General features: G+C 69.8%; 17 protein-coding genes. 12 read left to right on the forward strand and 5 right to left on the reverse strand.

Annotated features, from left to right (window positions below; all coding sequences use genetic code 11):
- Positions 1–25: 25 nt before the first annotated feature.
- Positions 26–652, reverse strand: coding sequence for a 2-hydroxychromene-2-carboxylate isomerase (locus LPC10_RS11600; RefSeq protein WP_108940201.1), 627 nt, complete (start codon positions 650–652; stop codon positions 26–28).
- A gap of 174 nt (positions 653–826) precedes the next feature.
- On the opposite strand from LPC10_RS11600, the gene LPC10_RS11605 reads away from it, so the two are divergent.
- Positions 827–2,068, forward strand: coding sequence for an argininosuccinate synthase (locus LPC10_RS11605; RefSeq protein WP_231346802.1), 1,242 nt, complete (start codon positions 827–829; stop codon positions 2,066–2,068).
- Between the two features lie 10 nt (positions 2,069–2,078).
- On the opposite strand, the gene LPC10_RS11610 is transcribed toward LPC10_RS11605, so the two are convergent.
- From LPC10_RS11610 to gph, 3 genes are all read right to left on the reverse strand, one after another.
- Entirely contained in the window at positions 2,079–3,074 is a 996-nt protein-coding gene (locus LPC10_RS11610) for a DUF4424 family protein (protein ID WP_231346803.1), read from the reverse strand.
- An 85-nt stretch (positions 3,075–3,159) separates the two neighbouring features.
- Entirely contained in the window at positions 3,160–3,825 is a 666-nt protein-coding gene (locus tag LPC10_RS11615; RefSeq protein WP_231346804.1) for a hypothetical protein, read from the reverse strand.
- A 291-nt stretch (positions 3,826–4,116) separates the two neighbouring features.
- A complete protein-coding gene (gph, locus tag LPC10_RS11620; protein WP_231346805.1) occupies positions 4,117–4,818 on the reverse strand; it encodes a phosphoglycolate phosphatase in 702 nt (233 codons plus the stop codon).
- Positions 4,819–5,013: 195 nt separating this feature from the next.
- Here gph and LPC10_RS11625 point away from each other — a divergent pair, with 195 nt between their 5' ends.
- From LPC10_RS11625 to gorA, 5 genes are all read left to right on the forward strand, one after another.
- Positions 5,014–5,496 (forward strand): hypothetical protein, encoded by a 483-nt coding sequence (locus LPC10_RS11625; protein WP_370644703.1) that lies wholly within the window; start codon positions 5,014–5,016, stop codon positions 5,494–5,496.
- Positions 5,497–5,679: 183 nt separating this feature from the next.
- Positions 5,680–6,390 (forward strand): ribose-5-phosphate isomerase RpiA, encoded by a 711-nt coding sequence (gene rpiA, locus LPC10_RS11630; protein ID WP_231346807.1) that lies wholly within the window; start codon positions 5,680–5,682, stop codon positions 6,388–6,390.
- Positions 6,391–6,431: 41 nt separating this feature from the next.
- Entirely contained in the window at positions 6,432–7,028 is a 597-nt protein-coding gene (locus LPC10_RS11635; protein WP_231346808.1) for a DUF2059 domain-containing protein, read from the forward strand.
- Positions 7,029–7,096: 68 nt separating this feature from the next.
- Positions 7,097–8,254: an O-antigen ligase family protein gene (locus LPC10_RS11640; protein WP_231347020.1), complete on the forward strand. Its 1,158-nt coding sequence runs from the start codon at positions 7,097–7,099 to the stop codon at positions 8,252–8,254.
- A gap of 11 nt (positions 8,255–8,265) precedes the next feature.
- Positions 8,266–9,666, forward strand: coding sequence for a glutathione-disulfide reductase (gene gorA, locus LPC10_RS11645; RefSeq protein ID WP_231347021.1), 1,401 nt, complete (start codon positions 8,266–8,268; stop codon positions 9,664–9,666).
- A 1-nt stretch (position 9,667) separates the two neighbouring features.
- Here gorA and LPC10_RS11650 read toward each other — a convergent pair whose 3' ends face one another.
- The gene (locus LPC10_RS11650) at positions 9,668–11,077 is read right to left on the reverse strand and encodes a TAXI family TRAP transporter solute-binding subunit (RefSeq protein ID WP_231346809.1); all 1,410 of its coding nucleotides are present in this window, start codon (positions 11,075–11,077) and stop codon (positions 9,668–9,670) included.
- A 95-nt stretch (positions 11,078–11,172) separates the two neighbouring features.
- On the opposite strand from LPC10_RS11650, the gene LPC10_RS11655 reads away from it, so the two are divergent.
- The 6 genes from LPC10_RS11655 (at position 11,173) to LPC10_RS11680 (ending at position 17,040) form a co-directional block, all read left to right on the forward strand.
- Positions 11,173–11,811, forward strand: a complete 639-nt coding sequence (locus LPC10_RS11655; RefSeq protein ID WP_231346810.1) for a RecX family transcriptional regulator — start codon at positions 11,173–11,175, stop codon at positions 11,809–11,811.
- A gap of 85 nt (positions 11,812–11,896) precedes the next feature.
- Positions 11,897–12,328 carry an OsmC family protein gene (locus LPC10_RS11660; protein WP_108940208.1) on the forward strand — a complete coding sequence of 144 codons (432 nt, stop codon included), beginning with the start codon at positions 11,897–11,899 and terminating at the stop codon, positions 12,326–12,328.
- Positions 12,329–12,433: 105 nt separating this feature from the next.
- Complete coding sequence (locus LPC10_RS11665) at positions 12,434–13,645, forward strand: putative DNA modification/repair radical SAM protein (protein WP_231346811.1); 1,212 nt, start codon at positions 12,434–12,436, stop codon at positions 13,643–13,645.
- The gene (locus LPC10_RS11670; RefSeq protein WP_231346812.1) at positions 13,645–15,081 is read left to right on the forward strand and encodes a UdgX family uracil-DNA binding protein; all 1,437 of its coding nucleotides are present in this window, start codon (positions 13,645–13,647) and stop codon (positions 15,079–15,081) included. Before LPC10_RS11665 ends, LPC10_RS11670 begins: the two co-directional genes overlap by 1 nt.
- Positions 15,082–15,256: 175 nt before the next feature.
- Entirely contained in the window at positions 15,257–16,429 is a 1,173-nt protein-coding gene (locus tag LPC10_RS11675) for a zinc-dependent alcohol dehydrogenase (RefSeq protein WP_231346813.1), read from the forward strand.
- A 38-nt stretch (positions 16,430–16,467) separates the two neighbouring features.
- Positions 16,468–17,040, forward strand: coding sequence for a cyclase dehydrase (locus LPC10_RS11680; protein ID WP_231346814.1), 573 nt, complete (start codon positions 16,468–16,470; stop codon positions 17,038–17,040).
- The last annotated feature ends 116 nt before the right edge of the window (positions 17,041–17,156 follow it).

A 17,156-nucleotide genomic window follows, 5' to 3' on the forward strand; every position in this document is an offset into this window, starting at 1 on the left:
GCGCGACGCATCGGCCCCCAGGCTCTCACCGCAACCCGTCGGGCCGGTCCCCGGCGGCCCAGGCCAGAGCCTGTTCCAGGCGGTCGTTGCCCCAGAACAGCTCGCCGTCCCCGGTGAGGAAGCTCGGCGCGCCGTAGATGCCGCGGGAGCGGGCCTCCTCCCCCGCGACCTTCAGGCGGCTCTTGTTGGCCTCGGAGGCCGCCGCCTTGAGGATCTGGGTGCCGTCGAGCCCGAGCGAATCGAGGATCCGGCCGACCGCCGCCGGCTCGGCGATGGAGGAGCCCTTGGCGAAGCTCGTCTCGAACACCGCCTTGGAGAACGGCACCAGCCAGTCCTGGTCGGCGCCGTAAGTCGCCACGCGCACCGCGCTCAGGGAGTTCTGCGGAAACGGGTTCGGGCGCGTCACAGGCGGCAGCCCGAACCGGGCGGCCTCGCGATCGAGGTCGCGCCACATGTTGCGGCCCTTGGCCGGGTAGAGGTTGAACGGCGAGTTGGTCCAGCCCTGCGCCGCGAAGATCGGCCCGAGCAGGAACGGACGCCAGCGCAGCTCGACATCGGCCGCCTCGGCCAGCGCCTCGATGCGCATGGCCGAGAGGTAGGAATAGGTCGAAGCGAACTCGTACCAGAATTCCAGGGTCGGTCGCCGCGGCATTCGTCGATTCTCCGGATCGGCCCGTCCGTCCTGCCGGCGACCCTACCACGTCTGTGGCGGCGCTCCGGGACAGGCCGGATCGGAAACGGGGCAACGGGCATGCCGCCCCGCCGGTTGCGCGCCGCGCACCTCCGCTGTTAATCCGCCAGCACCCTGTTGCCCGAGCCCAACACCATGTCCGACGCCCGCCCGAACAAATCCGTCAAGAAGGTCGTTCTCGCCTATTCGGGCGGACTCGACACCTCGATCATCCTGAAGTGGCTCCAGACCACCTACGGCTGCGAGGTCGTGACCTTCACCGCCGATCTCGGCCAGGGCGAGGAGCTGGAGCCGGCCCGCCGCAAGGCCGAGCTTCTCGGCATCAAACCGGAAAACATCTTTATCGAAGACCTGCGCGAGGAATTCGTCCGCGACTACGTCTTCCCGATGTTCCGGGCCAACGCCGTCTACGAGGGCGTCTATCTGCTCGGCACCTCGATCGCCCGGCCACTGATCGCCAAGAAGCAGATCGAGATCGCGGAAGCGGTCGGCGCCGACGCCGTCTGCCACGGCGCTACCGGCAAGGGCAACGATCAGGTCCGGTTCGAACTCGGCTACTACGCGCTCAAGCCCGACGTGACGGTGATCGCGCCCTGGCGTGAATGGGATCTGCGCTCGCGCGAGCAGCTCATCGCGTTCGCCGAGCAGCACCAGATCCCGATCGCCAAGGACAAGCGCGGCGAGAGCCCGTTCTCGGTCGATGCCAACCTTCTGCACGCCTCTTCCGAGGGCAAGGTGCTGGAGGACCCGGCCGTCGAGGTGCCCGACTACGTCTATTCCCGCACGCTCTCGCCGGAGGAGGCGCCGGACCAGCCGACCGTCATCACCATCGGCTTCGAGCGCGGCGACGCCGTCTCGATCGACGGCGAGCGGCTCTCGCCCGCCACCCTGCTGGCCAAGCTGAACGAACTGGGCCACGCCAATGGCATCGGCCGGCTCGATCTCGTCGAGAATCGCTTCGTCGGCATGAAGAGCCGCGGCATGTACGAGACGCCCGGCGGCACCATCCTGCTGCCGGCCCACCGGGCGATCGAGTCGATTACCCTCGACCGCGGCGCCGCGCATCTCAAGGACCAGCTCATGCCGCAATACGCGGAGCTGATCTACAACGGCTTCTGGTTCTCGCCGGAGCGCGAGATGCTCCAGGCGCTGATCGACAAGAGCCAGGAGAAGGTCACCGGCGAGGTGCGGCTCAAGCTCTACAAGGGCGGCGTCCACGTCATCGGCCGGACGAGCCCGCACTCGCTCTACGACCAGGACCTCGTCACTTTCGAGGAAGGCGCCGTCGCCTACGACCACCGCGACGCGGCCGGCTTCATCAAGCTCAACGCCCTGCGCCTGCGGACGCTGGCGCAGCGCAAGAAGCGCGAGGGCTGAGCCCCGCGCCTCAGCGATCGCCCAACAAGGCGGGATCGTTCGAGACAATGAGCACGCGCAGGTCGGAATCCGGCACGTAGTCGCGGGCTTCCCAGACGAAGGTGGTCGGACCCGTCTTGCGCACGCCCTGCCGGCAGAAGCTGACCAGGGCGTCGGCGCGCGCCTTGTCCACCGTCAGGGTGAAGCGGCCGATCCGGCCGGCCCAGTTCCGGGCCGTGGTGACGATGTAGGGCACCTCGAAGGCGCGGGTGTAGCCCTCGGGCTTCGCTGCGGCGAGGCGCCGGATCCCGGCAAGGCCGGCATCGTCGAGGCAGTAGCGGGCACGGAAGTCGCGCGCCGCAGCCTCCTTGGGCGAGAGGAACCAGTTGCCCGCGATCGGCGCGTAGCTGTGGGCGATGCGCAGCTCCGCCTCCGCCGGGAAGGTCTGCTCCCAGTGGAACTTGGCTTCGCTGCGCCACTGGGCGCCGGCGTCAGGCGTTGCTTCGGACAGCAGATCGGCCCCGTGCAGGGCCTTGAGGTCGGCGGGCGCGAGGCGCTTGAGCGCCGTCGCCAACTCCTCGCGTCGCAGTGGATTGAGCGGAAGCCCGTGCCGCTTGAGGCGCTCGGTCACCTCCTGCGTACCCTGGAAGGCGCGCTCCTCCAGGGCCGGCTCGACGGCCTTGCCGTCGGCCTTGACCGTGAAGCCGACGAAGTTGGCGCTGCCCTGGACCGGCAGCGAGAGCGCACTGAACGAGAGTTCGGCCCCGTCGATCGGCGGCAGCGGGAAAGCGAGACGCAGGGTGCGCGGCGCCTTCGAGCGGTTGCGGAAGACGTAATCGACGTCGATGCGGTCGATGGCGATGCGAAGATCCTCGCTCGCCAGTTCGATCGCGTCATCGCGCACCAGCACGAGGCCGCCCGCATCGAGGGTCGCCGCGCTGTCGTTGGCCTGGACGGGCGAGGCCAGCGCTGCCAGCGCCAGGATGAGGGCGCCCGGCACCCGTCCCGCGATCGATCCTCGCTTCATCCGGCTTCTTCCTTCGAAATCGCTGCACTGCCCTTCCGCTGTTAGGCGGAGGGAGCAGCGATTCGCAAAGAAGGATCGCCTGTCGTCAGGCCGGTTCCCAGCCGATCGTGCCCTCGGGCTGGCGGAACGGACCAGGCCCGAGATCGCCGTAGCGCAGAAAGATCTGCATCGCCGGCTGCATCTCGCGGTGCAGGCGCTCCAGGCGGCTCTCCTGCTCGTCGGTCAGGATGGCGCGGCCATCGGCATCCTTTTCCGGCGGCTCGCCGAGATGGACCGCCATCTCCACCGTGTACCACGTCATGGCGCCGTAGGGCCGCTTCGGATCGACGCTCGGCACGTCGTACGCGTCGTCCCATTCGAGGCTGAGCTGCGGCAGCAGCCGCAGGTGCTCGTCGGTCACCTCGAAGGTGATGTGCTCGGGCGTCTCGCCCGTGGCCTCGTCGCGGAACACGTCGAAGACATCCGCCGGCGCCAGCTTGGCGAGCGGGTTGTGATACTGGTAGCGGCCGGGCTTCAGCACGGCGTTCTGCAGGAACACGGCGAGCGCGTCGCCCATCGCCCGGTGCTCCTCGTCCGCGCCCTCGTCATCGCCGGTGACGTTGAAGATGTCGCCGTCGCGGTCGGTGCTGCCGTAGGGCGCGTCCGGATGGATCATCGGCGCGCCGGCCTCCGCCCCGTTCCAGGCCACGACCATCCGCCGGATCAGCGCGATGCGCTCCAGCGTCAGGTCGAAGGTATCCGTCTCGCTCATGTCGCCGGTCTGCCTCTCGCGCCCTGCGGGGCGGCTCCAGGCCCCGTCGCAACGCTCAGTGGCCCAGCGCCCGCGCGGGTGCAAGCGGTGTGGAGGTTCAGGCCCAAGGCAATCGCTCGAAGCCGTTTTGGCGGCTTCGCGGCGCGAAGAGCGCCGCGCGAAGCGGGCTTTTCAGGACTTCCGTCCTGAAAAGCATCGAGCAGAGCGAAAGCCTAAGCCCGCGGAGGCGGGCGCCGGCGACTGAGGCACGCCAAGAAACCAGGGAAATCGCTTCAAGCGATTGCCCTGGGCTCAGGCCGCGGGCTTCACGCTCTCGCGGGCGAGGAGGGCGTCGACCGCCTCGGGCAGGGCGTCGAAATGGTCGATGATCCAATCGGGCGCCAAGTCGCGCATCGGCACCGGGGTGTAGCCGAAGGTCACGCCGACGACGGGGATGCCGGCGTCCTTCGCTGCGGCGACGTCGGCCCTGGAATCACCCACCATCACCGCGCGGAGCGGATCGCCCCCGGCGCGCTCGACGGTCAGGGTGATGTGACGCGGGTCGGGCTTCGAGTAGGCGAAGGTGTCCTTGCCGACGATGGTGCGGAAGCGGTGTCCGATGCCCAGGGCATCGAGCAGCGCCACCGCGTGCGACTCGACCTTGTTGGTGCAGATCGCGAGGCGGAAGCCCGCCGCCTCCAGCCGGTCGAGCGCCCCGATCACACCGGGGAAGAGGAAGGAGTTGTCGGTGAGATGGTCGCCGTAATGGTCAAGGAAGTCCTGGAACAGGGCCTCCAGCCGCTCCGGCGTCAGGCTCGCGCCCGCGACCGTGAAGCCGCGCTGGATCAGCGCGCGCGCGCCCGCACCGAGCAGGTCGCGGGCCTGTTCGAGGGGAAGCGGCGCGTGGCCCTCACGGGCGAGGATGACGTTAAGGGTGCCGATCAGGTCGCCCGCGGTCTCGGCGAGAGTGCCGTCGAGATCGAACACGACGATCGGGGAGCTGTTCACGGTCATCGGCGTCCCGGTTCGTTCCACTGTCAAGCTGGCTAGCGGTCGTGTCCCTTACGATCAACCCTGGCGGTTGACGCGCGGTTAGCGCGGCCCCTCAGTGTTGCCTCTCTGCCCAAGCTCCGCCACGGAACGGGTGCTTGATCGCGCTCCGCCTCGATTCGCCGCTCGGCCCCCGCAACGGATACGATGTCCCGCCCCATGCGTTCCCATCCGCGCCCGACCTTCTGCCTGCTCGCCGCCACCCTGGCCCTCCTGCCGGTCGCGGCCGAAGCCGCCGGGCCCTACGAGTTCGTGGCCGCCCCCGCGGTCGATCTGAACCGGATCTACCGGATCGACCGCGCCAACGGCGAAGTCACCTCCTGCCAGTACGGCCTGCGCGACGACAGCGTCGGCGTTACCCTGTGCTTCGCCGCCGGGGAGGGCGCCGGTCCGCAGACGCCGGGCGAGTACGGGCTGATCGCCTCCCGCCACGCCCGCGAATCGGGGATCTACCGCGTCAACTATCGCACAGGTGAAACCAGCGCCTGCTACGTGCAGATCCGCCAGGAACTCGTGGTCTGCACCGAGCAGGCCGGCCCGCCGCCCGCCGGTACCGCGAGTGGGGCAGGGGCCGCCGCGACCGGTCCGGCCCCCGGCCGCGCCGGCCCGAGCGCCACGCCGCCGCAGGGAACGCGGCCCTGAGACCCGGAGGCGGCGCAAAGCCCTGTGTCTTGAGCCGCGACTCGGCCTTCATGCTTCCTTGCGTCCGTCTTTTGCGGTCGCGGAGAGGCGTGCTAGGGCCTGCCTCCTCAATCGCCCCAGATTCGCCGCTCCAGCTCCGACGGTCCGAGTGCTCCCGATGAATTCGATGTCCGAGATCGTGTCGTGAGTGCGCCCGACCTCAAGCGCGCGGCGGCGGAGCGCGCAATCCCCCTGGTCGAGGACGGGATGCGCCTCGGCATCGGCACCGGCAGCACCGCGGCCGCCTTCATCGCGCTTCTCGGCGAGCGCGTGCGCGCCGGCCTGACCGTGACCGGTGTCCCGACTTCGGAGGCGACCCGCATCGCCTGTGAGCGCGAGGGCATCCCGCTCGCCACGCTCGAAGAGCTGCCCGAACTCGATCTGACCATCGACGGGGCCGACGAGGTCGACAGCAATCTGCGCCTCATCAAGGGCGGCGGCGCCGCCCTGCTGCGTGAGAAGATCGTCGCGGTGGCGAGCCGCCGCATGGTGGTGATCGCTGACGCGTCGAAGCGGGTCGAGACGCTGGGCGCCTTTCCGCTGCCCGTCGAGGTGAACCTGTTCGGCATCGGCGCCACCACCCGCGCCGTCGAGGCAGCAGTGGCGGGCGCCGGTTGCGCGGGCGAGATCGTGCGTCGCCACGACGCCTCCGGTGTGCCCGTCCTGACCGATGGCGGCCATGCCATCCTCGATCTGCGGCTCGGCCAGATCCCCGATCCGGAGGCCCTGTCCGCCCGGCTCTGGGCGGTGCCGGGCGTGGTCGAGCACGGCCTGTTCCTCGGCATCGCCGACGCGGCCATCCTCGCCGCCGCCGACGGCGAGGCGGCGGTCGTCAGCGTTCTCGGCCGCCTCTGACGCCCGGCCGCATCCCTTTCCTTCCCCGGAGCTTCTCCCGCATGGTCCTCCGTCTCGCCGCCCTGGGCGGCCCCGTCCTCGCGGCTCTGCTGTCGCAGGCCGTCCTCGTGCCGGCGGCGCTGGCGCAGCAGCCGGCCGCCAAGCCCCCGGCCGCCGCCTCGAAGCCGACCGCGAAGCCCGGTACGGCCCCACCGCCGGCCCCCGCGCCGGAGCCGGAGGTCAGCGCCTCCCATCTCGCGCTCGCCCGCGAGGTGATGCTGAGTTCCGGCATCGCCCGCTCGTTCGACTCGATCATCCCGACGATGGCCGATCAGATCCGCAAGAACGCGGTGACGCGGCCCGATCTCGCCAAGGACCTGGACGATGTGCTGAAAAGCCTCGATCCGGAGATGGAGCTGCAGAAGCAGCGGCTGATCAACATCGCCGCGCGCATCTACGCCAAGCGCCTGACCGAGGCCGAGCTGAAGGACATCGTCACCTTCTTCCGCTCGCCCGCGGGCAAGCGCTACGTCGAGACCCAGCCGCAGGTGCTCGACGACATGGTCGGCGCCATGCAGGATTGGACCCAGGAGGTGTCGGAATACATCATGGTCCGCACCCGTGCCGAGATGGGCAAGCGCGGCCACCAGCTCCAGTGATCGCCGGCCCCGCCGCGGCGGCGCGCCTCTACGCCTCCGGCGCCGTCGCGCTGGCGCTGGTGGCGCCGGTGATGGCGCTGGCCAACCGGTCGAGCCCGCTCGTCATCGGCATTGCCGCCCTGCTGTTCCTCGCCGGCGCCGTGGCCGAGCATCGCGGGCGGGCGCTGTCTCTGCTGACCGGTCCGCTGCGCTCGCCCCTCGGCCTCGCCGCGCTCGCCTTCCTCGGCTGGTGCCTCGTCTCGCGGGTCTGGAGCCCGTTTCCCGCCCTCTGGGGGCGGGTCCTGTCCGAATTCCTGCCGACGCTGATCGCCGCTTCGATCCTCGCCCGGCTCGCGCCGACCCGGCTGTCAGCCTGGGCGCTGCTACTTGGCGCGGGCCTGCTGGCCGTTGCCTGCCTCACCATCGTGGCAAGCCTTGCGCTCGATCTCGCACCGCAGGTCTGGCTCGGGCAGCGCGTCGCCCTCTTCATGTTCAACCGCCCGCTGCTGACGGTGCTGCTGATCGCCGGGCCGATCGCCGCCTTCCTCGCCCTGCGCGGCCATCGCCTCGCGTCTGGGGCCCTCCTCGCCGTGGCGGCCCTGGCGATCCTGCGCTCGATCAGCGGCGCGGCCGCCCTCGGCCTGTTCGCCGGCGGCGTGATGTTCGCGGTCGGGCGTCTCCTCCCGCGCTCCGTGGCCCTTTGGCTCGCGGCGCTGGTGCTCGGGCTCGCCTTCGCCCTGGCGCCGGTCGAGGGCGACATCCTCCACCGGCTGATGCCGGAGGCGGCGCATGAGCGGCTGACGCAGTCCTCGTCGCGGGCGCGGGTCGCCATCGCCCAGAGCTTCGGTGCCGCCGTGGCGCAGGCGCCGTGGATCGGCTCCGGCTACGGCACGGCCCTGCGTTTCGCGGAAGTCCCGGCGGCGCAGGCGCTCGAACCGGAGATGCGGGCGATGCTGGCCGTCGGCCACCCGCACAACACCTTCCTGCAGATCTGGTCCGAACTCGGCTTCGTCGGCGCTCTGCTGGGGGCGCTGGTCGCCTTTCTCGCCCTGCGGGCGGCTTCGGCCCTGCCGCGGCTCTTGTTCGCCACAGCGCTCGGGCTGCTCGGCGCGGCGGTGGCGGTGATGTTCGTCGAGCACGGCGCGTGGCAGGGATGGTGGACGGCGGGCCTCGGGGCGGCCATCACATGGCTGCGGGCCGCGGCCTGCGCGCGGCCCCCATATGAGAGCGCACACGAGAGCGCATGAGCGAGACCGAGATGAGCGAGACCAAGATGGACGAGTCTTGCGACGTCGACCTGTTCGTGATCGGCGGCGGCTCCGGCGGGGTGCGGGCGGCCCGCATCGCCGCCGGCCACGGTGCACGAGTGATGCTGGCGGAAGAGTACCGCGTCGGCGGCACCTGTGTGATCCGCGGCTGCGTGCCGAAGAAACTGATGGTCTATGCCGGCCGCTTCACCGACGAATTCGAGGATGCCGCCGGCTTCGGCTGGCACCTTGAGACGCCGCGCTTCGACTGGGCCGCGCTGAAGCGCTCGCGCGATGCGGAGGTGGCGCGGCTCGAGGGCATCTACGGCCGTAACCTCGCGGGCGCCGGCGTCGAGGTCGTCGCCGACCGGGCGGTGATCGAGGATCCGCACACGGTCCGCCTCGTTAAGTCCGACCGGCGGGTGCGCGCGAAGTTCATCCTGATCGCGACCGGCGCGACGCCGGTGCGCGAACCGTTGATTCCGGGCACAGAGCTCGCGATCGATTCGAACGGCGTGTTCGAGCTTGAAACCCAGCCCGAGCGCATCCTCGTGGTCGGCGGCGGCTACATCGCCGTGGAATTCGCCGGCGTCTTCGCCAGCCTCGGCTCGAAGACGACGCTTCTGCATCGTGGAAAGAGCCTGCTGCGCGGCTTCGATCCCGAGATCGCCGACGCGCTCGGCGAGGCTTACGCCAAGCGCATGGATCTGCGCCTGGAGCAGACCGTCGAGCGTCTGGAGCGCGACGGCTCGGCCATCCGTGCCACCTTGAGCGGCGGCGAGAGCCTCACCGTTGATTGCGTGCTGGTGGCGACCGGCCGGCGCCCGAACGTCGCCGGGCTCGGACTGGATCGGGTCGGGATCGACCTCGATGCGCGGGGCGCGATCCCCGTCGAGGCGGATTCGCGCACCAAGGTGCCCTCGATCTACGCCGTCGGCGACGTCAACGGCCGCGCCGCGCTCACCCCCGTGGCGATCCGCGAGGGCCACGCCTTCGCCGACACGGTGTTCGGCAACAAGCCCTGGTGCGTCGATCACCGCCTGATCGCGACCGCCGTGTTCTCGACGCCGGAGATCGGCGTGGTCGGCCACAACGAGGATGTGGCGCGGCGCTGCTACGAGGCCATCGACGTCTACAAGGCGAGCTTCCGCCCGATGAAGGCGACACTGTCCGGCCGCGACGAGCGGGTGATCATGAAGGTTCTGGTGGATCGCGCCAGCGACCGGGTGGTCGGCGTCCACGTGCTCGGGCCCGATGCCGGCGAGATCATTCAGGCGGTCGGCATCGCCGTCACCATGGGCGCGACCAAGTCCGATTTTGACCGCACCATCGCCGTGCACCCGACGCTCGGCGAGGAGCTGGTCACGATGCGCACCCCGTTCGTGGTGAAGCATCCGGTGGGGGTGGGGTAGCCTACTCCGCCGCTGGCAGGCTCAGCGACAGCAGCCGCGCGGTGCGCGACCGGCTGCCGTTGCTCGGGTCGGCGCCGGGCTCGAAGGCGCGGCGGCTGTCGTCGAGGGCGCCGTTCACCGCGTCGATGGCGAGGATCAGCGCGGAGATCATCCGCGAATCGATGCTGCGCTCGCGGGCCTGACGCACCACGTCGGCGATCAGCGCGTCGGTCTCGCGGGTCAGCGCGTCGAGGGCGGCCGCCGACTGCGCCTCGCGGGCCTCGGCCAGGATGTCGAGCAACCGGTCGAGGATGATGTCGATCCGCTCGCGCCGTTTGCGGGCCAGCCGCTGGCCGATCCATGCGATGCCGGAGCCCACCGTGCCGCCGAAAAAGGCGAACAGGTAGATCCAGTCCTCGTAGCGGTCGAGGAAGGTCTGTTGCTCGCGCTCGAAATAGTCCACTGCGCCGGGATGGTTGGGAAGCTGCGCGCTCGTGGCCGTGACGGTGGTGTCGTAGTCCGGCGGCTTCATCTGCTGGGCGATCGGGGCGGAGGCCGCGAGCCGCGAACGCCACTCAAACAGGTGCTGCACCACGGATGCCACGGCGACGCGGCTCACCGCGCCGCGGGCCATCAACCGGTAGGACACGCCCACCGTCTCGACATCCTCCACCGGGCGCTTGGGCCGGCCGCCGAAGGTGCCCGCCGAGAGCGTGACCGGCTGGAGCGCCGGCATCCGCTGCACGATCGCTTTGCCGTCCGGCACGCTGACGAGGGCCACCTTGCGCTCCGGCGAGGCCGCCTCGACCGCCCGCAGCATCGCCTGCGCCGGCTTGGCGGTGGGGGAGACGATGATTGCCACCGCATCGACCCGCTTCGCCTCCAGCGCCCCGGTGATCTCGCTGGCCTTCAGCGGGACGAGGCCGATGCGGCCGGCCGCGAGGGCCTCGCCGCCCAGCGCCTCGGCTTCCGAGGCCGCCTTGAAATCGTAGAAGTCGAGAAGGTTCGTCAGCACCGGCAGGTCGGCCTCGTGGCGCGCGACGACGCCGAGGCGCCGGGTCGAGAGATCGGAAAAGCTCTCGATCTCGTTGGCCTCGGGTGCCGCGACGATCAGCGCCTCGTCGTGGAGGATCGCCAGCGTCAGGCCGTTATCCGGCAGTTTCACGTCGGGCCGCACCACTGCGAGATCGGCGCGGCCCTGCTCCAGGGCAGCGGCGCTGTCGCGCACGTCATCGAACGGCACGACCTGGAGCCGCACATCCTCGTGATTGCGGGTGAGCGCCCGCGCGTAGATCTCGATCAGCCCCGCCTCGACACCGTCGCGCGGGCCCACCGCCACGGTGAGCAGCGTGGGGCGGGAGAAGGTGATAACGAGGCCGGCCACGGCCGCGAACCCGAGGGCCAGCAGCACGTAGAGCCATTCGCGCCTCATGAGCCGGGCCGCCATGCGGCGCCGTAGCCCTCGAAATCGCGTGCGATCCATCCGAGATTCATGAATCGAAAACCTGTCCGGATCGTGAAGAACGAATGATTGCGCGAACCGTTTCAAGCCGACGTGATGGTCCAGGCGATGGGCAGGGCGCCGGCCGACCCGAACCGAGGCCCGAACCGCCGGTCACGTCTGCCTGGCTGGAGCGGGTGACGACGCATTATCTCGACCGCTACGGCGCCTCCTCCGAGATGTTGCGGCGGGTGCTTGCCCGTCGCATCGCGCGCCGCTGCCGCTCCCGCGACGAGGATCCGGGGGCGCATGCCGGGCTGATCGAGGAGACGGTCGCCCGCGCCCAGCGCGCCGGGCTGGTCGATGACGCGCGCTTCGCCGCCGCCCGCCTGCGAGGCTTGCGGCGACGCGGCACCTCGACCCGTCAGGTCCAGGCGCGCTTGGCCGCCAAGGGGATCGATGCAGAGACGATTGCGGCCACGCTCGCCGAGGAGCGGGAGGAGGCCGAAGGGGCAGAGGGCAGCGAGGCCGACACCGAGGCGCAGGCCGCCCGCGCCTATGCCCGCCGCCGCCGTCTCGGCCCCTATCGCCGGCCGGGCACCCGTGAGGCCAACCGCGAGCGCGACCTCGCCGCCATGGCACGGGCGGGCTTTTCCTACGCGCTGGCCAAGGCCGTGGTCGCCGGCGAGGCCGAGGAGGATGAGACAACCCTCGGTGAAGAATGAGGGGCGCCCCCTCGACAGGCTCGCCTGCCGCTCCACGTCGGAGGCCACGCGGATCGCATCCGCTCCGACGACGAGGACGACCTACATGACCGACCGCCACGCGAGCGCCCACTGGGAGGGCGACGGCAAGACCGGCAAGGGCAAGATCACGACGCAGTCCGGCGTGCTCTCGGACAACCCCTACGGCTTCAACACCCGCTTCGAGAACGAGCCGGGCACCAACCCGGAAGAGCTGATCGCCGCCGCGCATGCCGGCTGCTTCACCATGGCGCTGGCCTTCCAGCTCCAGTCGGCCGGGCTCAAGGCCACCTCCCTCGACACCAAGGCGGTCGTCACGCTGGAGAAGGACGGCGACGGCTTCAAGGTCACGAAATCGGCCCTCACCCTCAAGGCGGTGATTCCGGGCATCGACCAGGCCAAGTTCGATGAACTGGCCGGCAATGCCGAGAAGGGCTGCCCGATCTCCAAGGTGCTCAACGCCGAGATCACCCTCGACAAGACGCTCGTCCAGGGCTGACGCGTCTCCTCCCGTCGCGCTGCGTTGCGCGGCGGGAGGCTTTTTCCGGTGCGCGGGCCAACGCGCCGCATTGATCCGGGCGCGGCTGCGTTCATCTTCCGTTCGATGGACGACAAACTCGCGCGCAAGCTGCGCATCCTCGCGGATGCCGCCAAATACGACGCCTCCTGCGCGTCCTCCGGCGCACCCAAGCGCAAGGCCGGTGCGGACGGGCTCGGCTCGACCACGGGCGCCGGTATCTGCCACGCCTACACACCGGACGGGCGCTGCGTCTCCCTGCTCAAGATCCTGCTGACCAATTACTGCCTATTCGACTGCGCCTATTGCGTGAATCGACGCTCCTCGAACGTTGCCCGCGCGCGCTTCTCCGTTGAAGAGGTCGTGACGCTCACGGTCGAGTTCTACAAGCGCAACTACATCGAGGGGCTGTTCCTCTCGTCCGGCATCATCCGCTCGCCCGACTACACCATGGAGATGCTGACCCGCGTCGCCAAGAAGCTCCGGCGCGATCACGGATTCCGCGGCTACATCCACCTCAAATCGATCCCCGAGGCGAGCCCCTGGCTGATCGAGGAGGCGGGGCTCTACGCCGACCGTCTCTCGATCAACCTCGAACTGCCCACGGAAGCGAGCCTGAACCGCCTCGCCCCGGAGAAGGACGGCGCGGCAATCGAAGGCGCGATGGGGCAGATCGGCGAGCGCATCGTCCAGGCGAAAGAAGAGCGCCGCCGCTTCTCGCCGGCCGGGCAATCGACGCAGGTCATCGTTGGGGCGGACGCCACTACCGACGAGGCGATGATTCGCAAGTCGGCGCTGCTCTACGGCACCTACGGGCTCAAGCGCGTCTACTACTCGGCCTTCAGTCCGATCCCCGACGCCTCCTCGGCTCTGCCGCCGCAGGCCCCGCCGCTGCGGCGCGAGCACCGGCTGTATCAGGCCGACTGGCTGATCCGGTACTACGAGTTCTCCCCCGACGACGTGGCGGGTGCCGCCGACGATGGCATGCTCGCGCTCGACATCGACCCGAAGCTCGCCTGGGCGCTGAAGAACCGCCACCGCTTCCCCGTGGACGTGAACCGCGCCGACCGGGAGATGCTGCTGCGGGTCCCGGGGCTCGGGGCGCGGGCGGTCGATGCCATCATCAAGGCCCGCCGCCACGGTCGCCTGCGCCTCGACGACGTGGCGCGGCTCACCTCGGGGCTGAAGCGGGCGCGACCGTTCCTGATTGCGGAAGACTTCCGGCCGACGACGCTGACCGATCGGCTCGACCTGCGAATGAAGCTCGCTGAGCCGGCCGAGCAGTTGAGCCTGTTCTGATGGGAGCGGCCGCAGCGATGGGAGGGGCGCCGAGCGGCATCCATGTCGTCGGCCTCGCCCCCGGCGCGGATCTCCCCGGCTTCCGCGCCGCCGCGCGCCGCTTGATCGCGGCCGAGATCCCGCCCGAGACCATCGTCTGGCAGACGGAGGCCCCGAGCCTGTTCGGCGCCGACACCGTCCCCGCGGAGGGCCCGCCGCTGCGCCTTCCCCGCGCGGTGACCGAACTGATCCCGATGGTGGTGCCCCACCGCGACCCTGAGCGCTACGGCCTGCTCTACGCCCTGGTCTGGCGAGTCCTGCACGGTGAGCGGGCGCTGATGGAAGTCCTGAGCGACCCGCTCGTCCACCGCTTGCATCGTATGCGGAAGGCGATTGGCCGCGACCTGCACAAGATGCACGCCTTCCTGCGCTTCCGCCGGGTGCCGGGGGAGGGGCGGGAGCGGTTCGCGGCGTGGTTCGAGCCCGACCATCACATCCTGGAAGCCGCCGCGCCCTTCTTCGTCGACCGCTTCCGCGCCCTCGAATGGTCGATCCTGACGCCCGAGGGGTCGGCGCACTGGAACGGCGCGCTCAGCTTCGGCCCGCCCGGCCGCCGCGAGGATGTGCCCGACGGTGATGGCTTCGAGGCCGGTTGGCGCGACTATTACGAGAGCACCTTCAACCCGGCCCGGCTCAACCTCGACGCCATGCGCGCCGAGATGCCCCGCAAGTACTGGCGGAACATGCCGGAGACGGCGGCGATTCCCGCTCTCGTCCGGGCTGCGAGCGCCCGCGCCCAGGCGATGATCGAGAAGGAGCCGACCATGCCGGCCAAGCGCGACCCCGTCCGCGCCGTGGCGAAGATGGCCCAGGACGAGCCGGATTCGCTGGAAGCCCTCAACGCGATCATCGCCCGCTCCGAACCGCTGGTTCCGGGGGCGACGCAGGCCGTGCTCGGCGAGGGGCCGGTCGGCGCCCGGATCGCCTTCGTCGGCGAGCAGCCGGGCGATCAGGAGGACCACCAGGGCCGCCCGTTCGTCGGCCCGGCGGGGCAGCTCCTCTCCCGCGCGCTCGAAGAGGCAGGGATCGACCGGCGCGAGGCCTACCTCACCAATGCGGTCAAGCACTTCAAGTTCACGTTGCGCGGCAAGCGCCGCATCCACGAGAAGCCGACCGCCGGCGAGGTGAGCCATTACCGCTGGTGGCTCGACAAGGAACTCGACTTCGTCGCCCCCAAACTGGTCGTGGCACTCGGGGCCACCGCGGTGCTGGCGCTCACGGGCAAATCAATCCCGATTACCCGCGCTCGCGGTCCTGCCGAGTTCGGCCGGCCGTTCGAGGGTTTCATCACGGTCCACCCCTCCTACCTGCTGCGCCTGCCCGACGAGGCGGCGAAGGCGGTGGCCTATCAAACCTTCGTCGAGGATCTGCGCCGGGCAAATGCCATGGCCGCGTGAGACGATCCAAAAGGGCGTCTGCCGGACGTACCGCGTGTTGCGGAACGATCAAATGTCGGCAGGCTCAAAGATCATCGATCGAGGTTGAAACAAAAACCCTCATCCCATGGATATCCGGGCAGCGCGTTCAAGAATCCGGCGCGGCCTGAAAAAGAATCCTTGGGAGAGAGATCCGATGAGGGCCCTCGTCTGGCACGGCACCCAGGACATTCGCTGCGACACCGTTCCCGATCCCGAGATCGAGGATGATCGCGACGCGATCATCAAGGTCACAGCCTGCGCGATCTGCGGCTCGGATCTTCACCTCTACGATCACGTCATTCCGGCGATGAAGAAGGGGGACATCCTCGGCCACGAATTCATGGGCGAGGTGGTCGAGACCGGTCGGGGCCTGAACGGAACGCTGAAGAAGGGCGAGCGGGTGGTGATCCCGTTCATCATCACCTGCGGCGAGTGCGACCAGTGCAAGCGCGGGTTCTTCTCCGTCTGCGAGCGCACGAACCGCAACCGGAGTCTGGCCGACAAGGCGTTCGGCCATGGCACTGCCGGCCTGTTCGGCTACTCGCACCTCACCGGCGGCTATAGCGGCGGGCAGGCCGAATATGTCCGTGTGCCGTTCGCCGACCGCACGCATATCAAGGTGCCGGATTCGCTCACCGACGAGCAGGTGCTGTTCCTCGGCGACATCTTCCCCACCGGCTGGCAGGCGGCGGTGCAGGCCGACATCCAGCCCCACGACACGGTGGCAATCTGGGGCGCCGGCCCGGTGGGGCAGATGGCGATCCGCTCGGCGATCCTGCTCGGCGCCAAGCAGGTGGTCTGCATCGACAGCGTGCCCGAGCGCCTCGACATGGCGCGGGCCGGCGGTGCCATCGTCATCGACAACACGCGCGAGAGCCCGGTCGAGCGCCTCAACGAACTGACCCACGGCAAGGGCCCGGAAAAGTGCATCGACGCGGTCGGCATGGAGGCGCACTCGCCGCGGGCCGTCGAGCAGGTCTACGACCGGGTCAAGCAGGCGATGATGCTGGAGAGCGACCGTGCCTCGGTGCTGCGGGAGATGATCTATGTCTGCCGCCCCGCCGGCATCCTCTCGATCCCCGGCGTCTATGGCGGTCTCGTCGACAAGATGCCGATGGGCGCGGTGATGAACAAGGGCCTGACCATTCGCGCCGCCCAAACCCACGTGAACCGCTGGACCGACGACCTGCTGCGGCGGATCGAGGAGGGCCAGATCGATCCCTCCTTCGTCATCACCCACCGGGCCGGGTTGGAACAGGGCCCGGAGATGTACCGGACGTTCCGGGACAAGAAGGACAACTGCATCAAGGTCGTGCTGCGGCCCTGACCGGCCCCGTGAGTCCCGTCTCGAAAGGTGGAGGTGACATGGCCCGCGACAGCCACGGATCGAACGGGACGCTCGCCCGGATCGCGCCGGATTCCCGCCGACGGCCCGATCCGGCGACCGAAGGGCTCGCCCAGGGGCTCGGATGGTTCTCCCTCGGCCTCGGCGCCGCTGAGATCGTCGGCGGGGCGGCCATCGCCCGCTGGCTCGGCAAGCCGGAATTGACGCCGGTCATCCGCGCCTACGGCGTGCGGGAGATCGTCACCGGCGTCGGCATTCTCGGCTCGAAGGATGCGACGCCCTGGATCTGGGGGCGGGTCGGGGGCGATGCCGTCGACATCGCCACCGTGCTGCCGGCCCTGGAGGCGTCCAACCCGCGCCGGGGCAACGCGATGATCGCGCTGATGGCGCTGGCCGGCGCCACCGCTCTCGATGTGGTCTGCGCCCGCAACCTGTCGCAGGCGCCACTCCGGCCCTCGCAGCGCGTGCGCCGCGACTATGGCAACCGCAGCGGCTTCCCCGAACCGCCGGAGGCGATGCGCGGCCGGGCGAGCGATTTCGAGCCGCCCATCGACATCGTCGGGCCGCAGGCGATGCGAGCCTGGACGGCGTAGCTCGGTTTCCGGATGACAACCCCGGAAGCCGCTAGTTTCCCTCTCTCCGCCGTGCGGGGAGAGGGCTTCATGCCCCCTTGTCGGGGTATGAAGCGAGGCGGTAGCCGAAGGTGAGG

This window comes from Methylorubrum sp. B1-46, from assembly GCF_021117295.1.
GTDB lineage: Bacteria > Pseudomonadota > Alphaproteobacteria > Rhizobiales > Beijerinckiaceae > Methylobacterium.

Excerpts from the sequence above, each read along its gene's own strand:
- LPC10_RS11615 (WP_231346804.1), bottom strand. The coding sequence starts at position 3,825 with ATGAGCGAGACGGATACCTTCGACCTGACGCTGGAGCGCATCGCGCTG.
- LPC10_RS11660 (WP_108940208.1), top strand. The coding sequence starts at position 11,897 with ATGACCGACCGCCACGCGAGCGCCCACTGGGAGGGCGACGGCAAGACC.
- LPC10_RS11600 (WP_108940201.1), bottom strand. The coding sequence starts at position 652 with ATGCCGCGGCGACCGACCCTGGAATTCTGGTACGAGTTCGCTTCGACC.
- LPC10_RS11625 (WP_370644703.1), top strand. The coding sequence starts at position 5,014 with ATGCGTTCCCATCCGCGCCCGACCTTCTGCCTGCTCGCCGCCACCCTG.
- LPC10_RS11675 (WP_231346813.1), top strand. The coding sequence starts at position 15,257 with ATGAGGGCCCTCGTCTGGCACGGCACCCAGGACATTCGCTGCGACACC.
- gorA (WP_231347021.1), top strand. The coding sequence starts at position 8,266 with ATGAGCGAGACCAAGATGGACGAGTCTTGCGACGTCGACCTGTTCGTG.
- LPC10_RS11665 (WP_231346811.1), top strand. The coding sequence starts at position 12,434 with ATGGACGACAAACTCGCGCGCAAGCTGCGCATCCTCGCGGATGCCGCC.
- gph (WP_231346805.1), bottom strand. The coding sequence starts at position 4,818 with ATGACCGTGAACAGCTCCCCGATCGTCGTGTTCGATCTCGACGGCACT.
- LPC10_RS11605 (WP_231346802.1), top strand. The coding sequence starts at position 827 with ATGTCCGACGCCCGCCCGAACAAATCCGTCAAGAAGGTCGTTCTCGCC.
- LPC10_RS11610 (WP_231346803.1), bottom strand. The coding sequence starts at position 3,074 with ATGAAGCGAGGATCGATCGCGGGACGGGTGCCGGGCGCCCTCATCCTG.
- LPC10_RS11670 (WP_231346812.1), top strand. The coding sequence starts at position 13,645 with ATGGGAGCGGCCGCAGCGATGGGAGGGGCGCCGAGCGGCATCCATGTC.
- LPC10_RS11655 (WP_231346810.1), top strand. The coding sequence starts at position 11,173 with ATGATTGCGCGAACCGTTTCAAGCCGACGTGATGGTCCAGGCGATGGG.
- LPC10_RS11680 (WP_231346814.1), top strand. The coding sequence starts at position 16,468 with ATGGCCCGCGACAGCCACGGATCGAACGGGACGCTCGCCCGGATCGCG.
- LPC10_RS11650 (WP_231346809.1), bottom strand. The coding sequence starts at position 11,077 with ATGAGGCGCGAATGGCTCTACGTGCTGCTGGCCCTCGGGTTCGCGGCC.
- LPC10_RS11635 (WP_231346808.1), top strand. The coding sequence starts at position 6,432 with ATGGTCCTCCGTCTCGCCGCCCTGGGCGGCCCCGTCCTCGCGGCTCTG.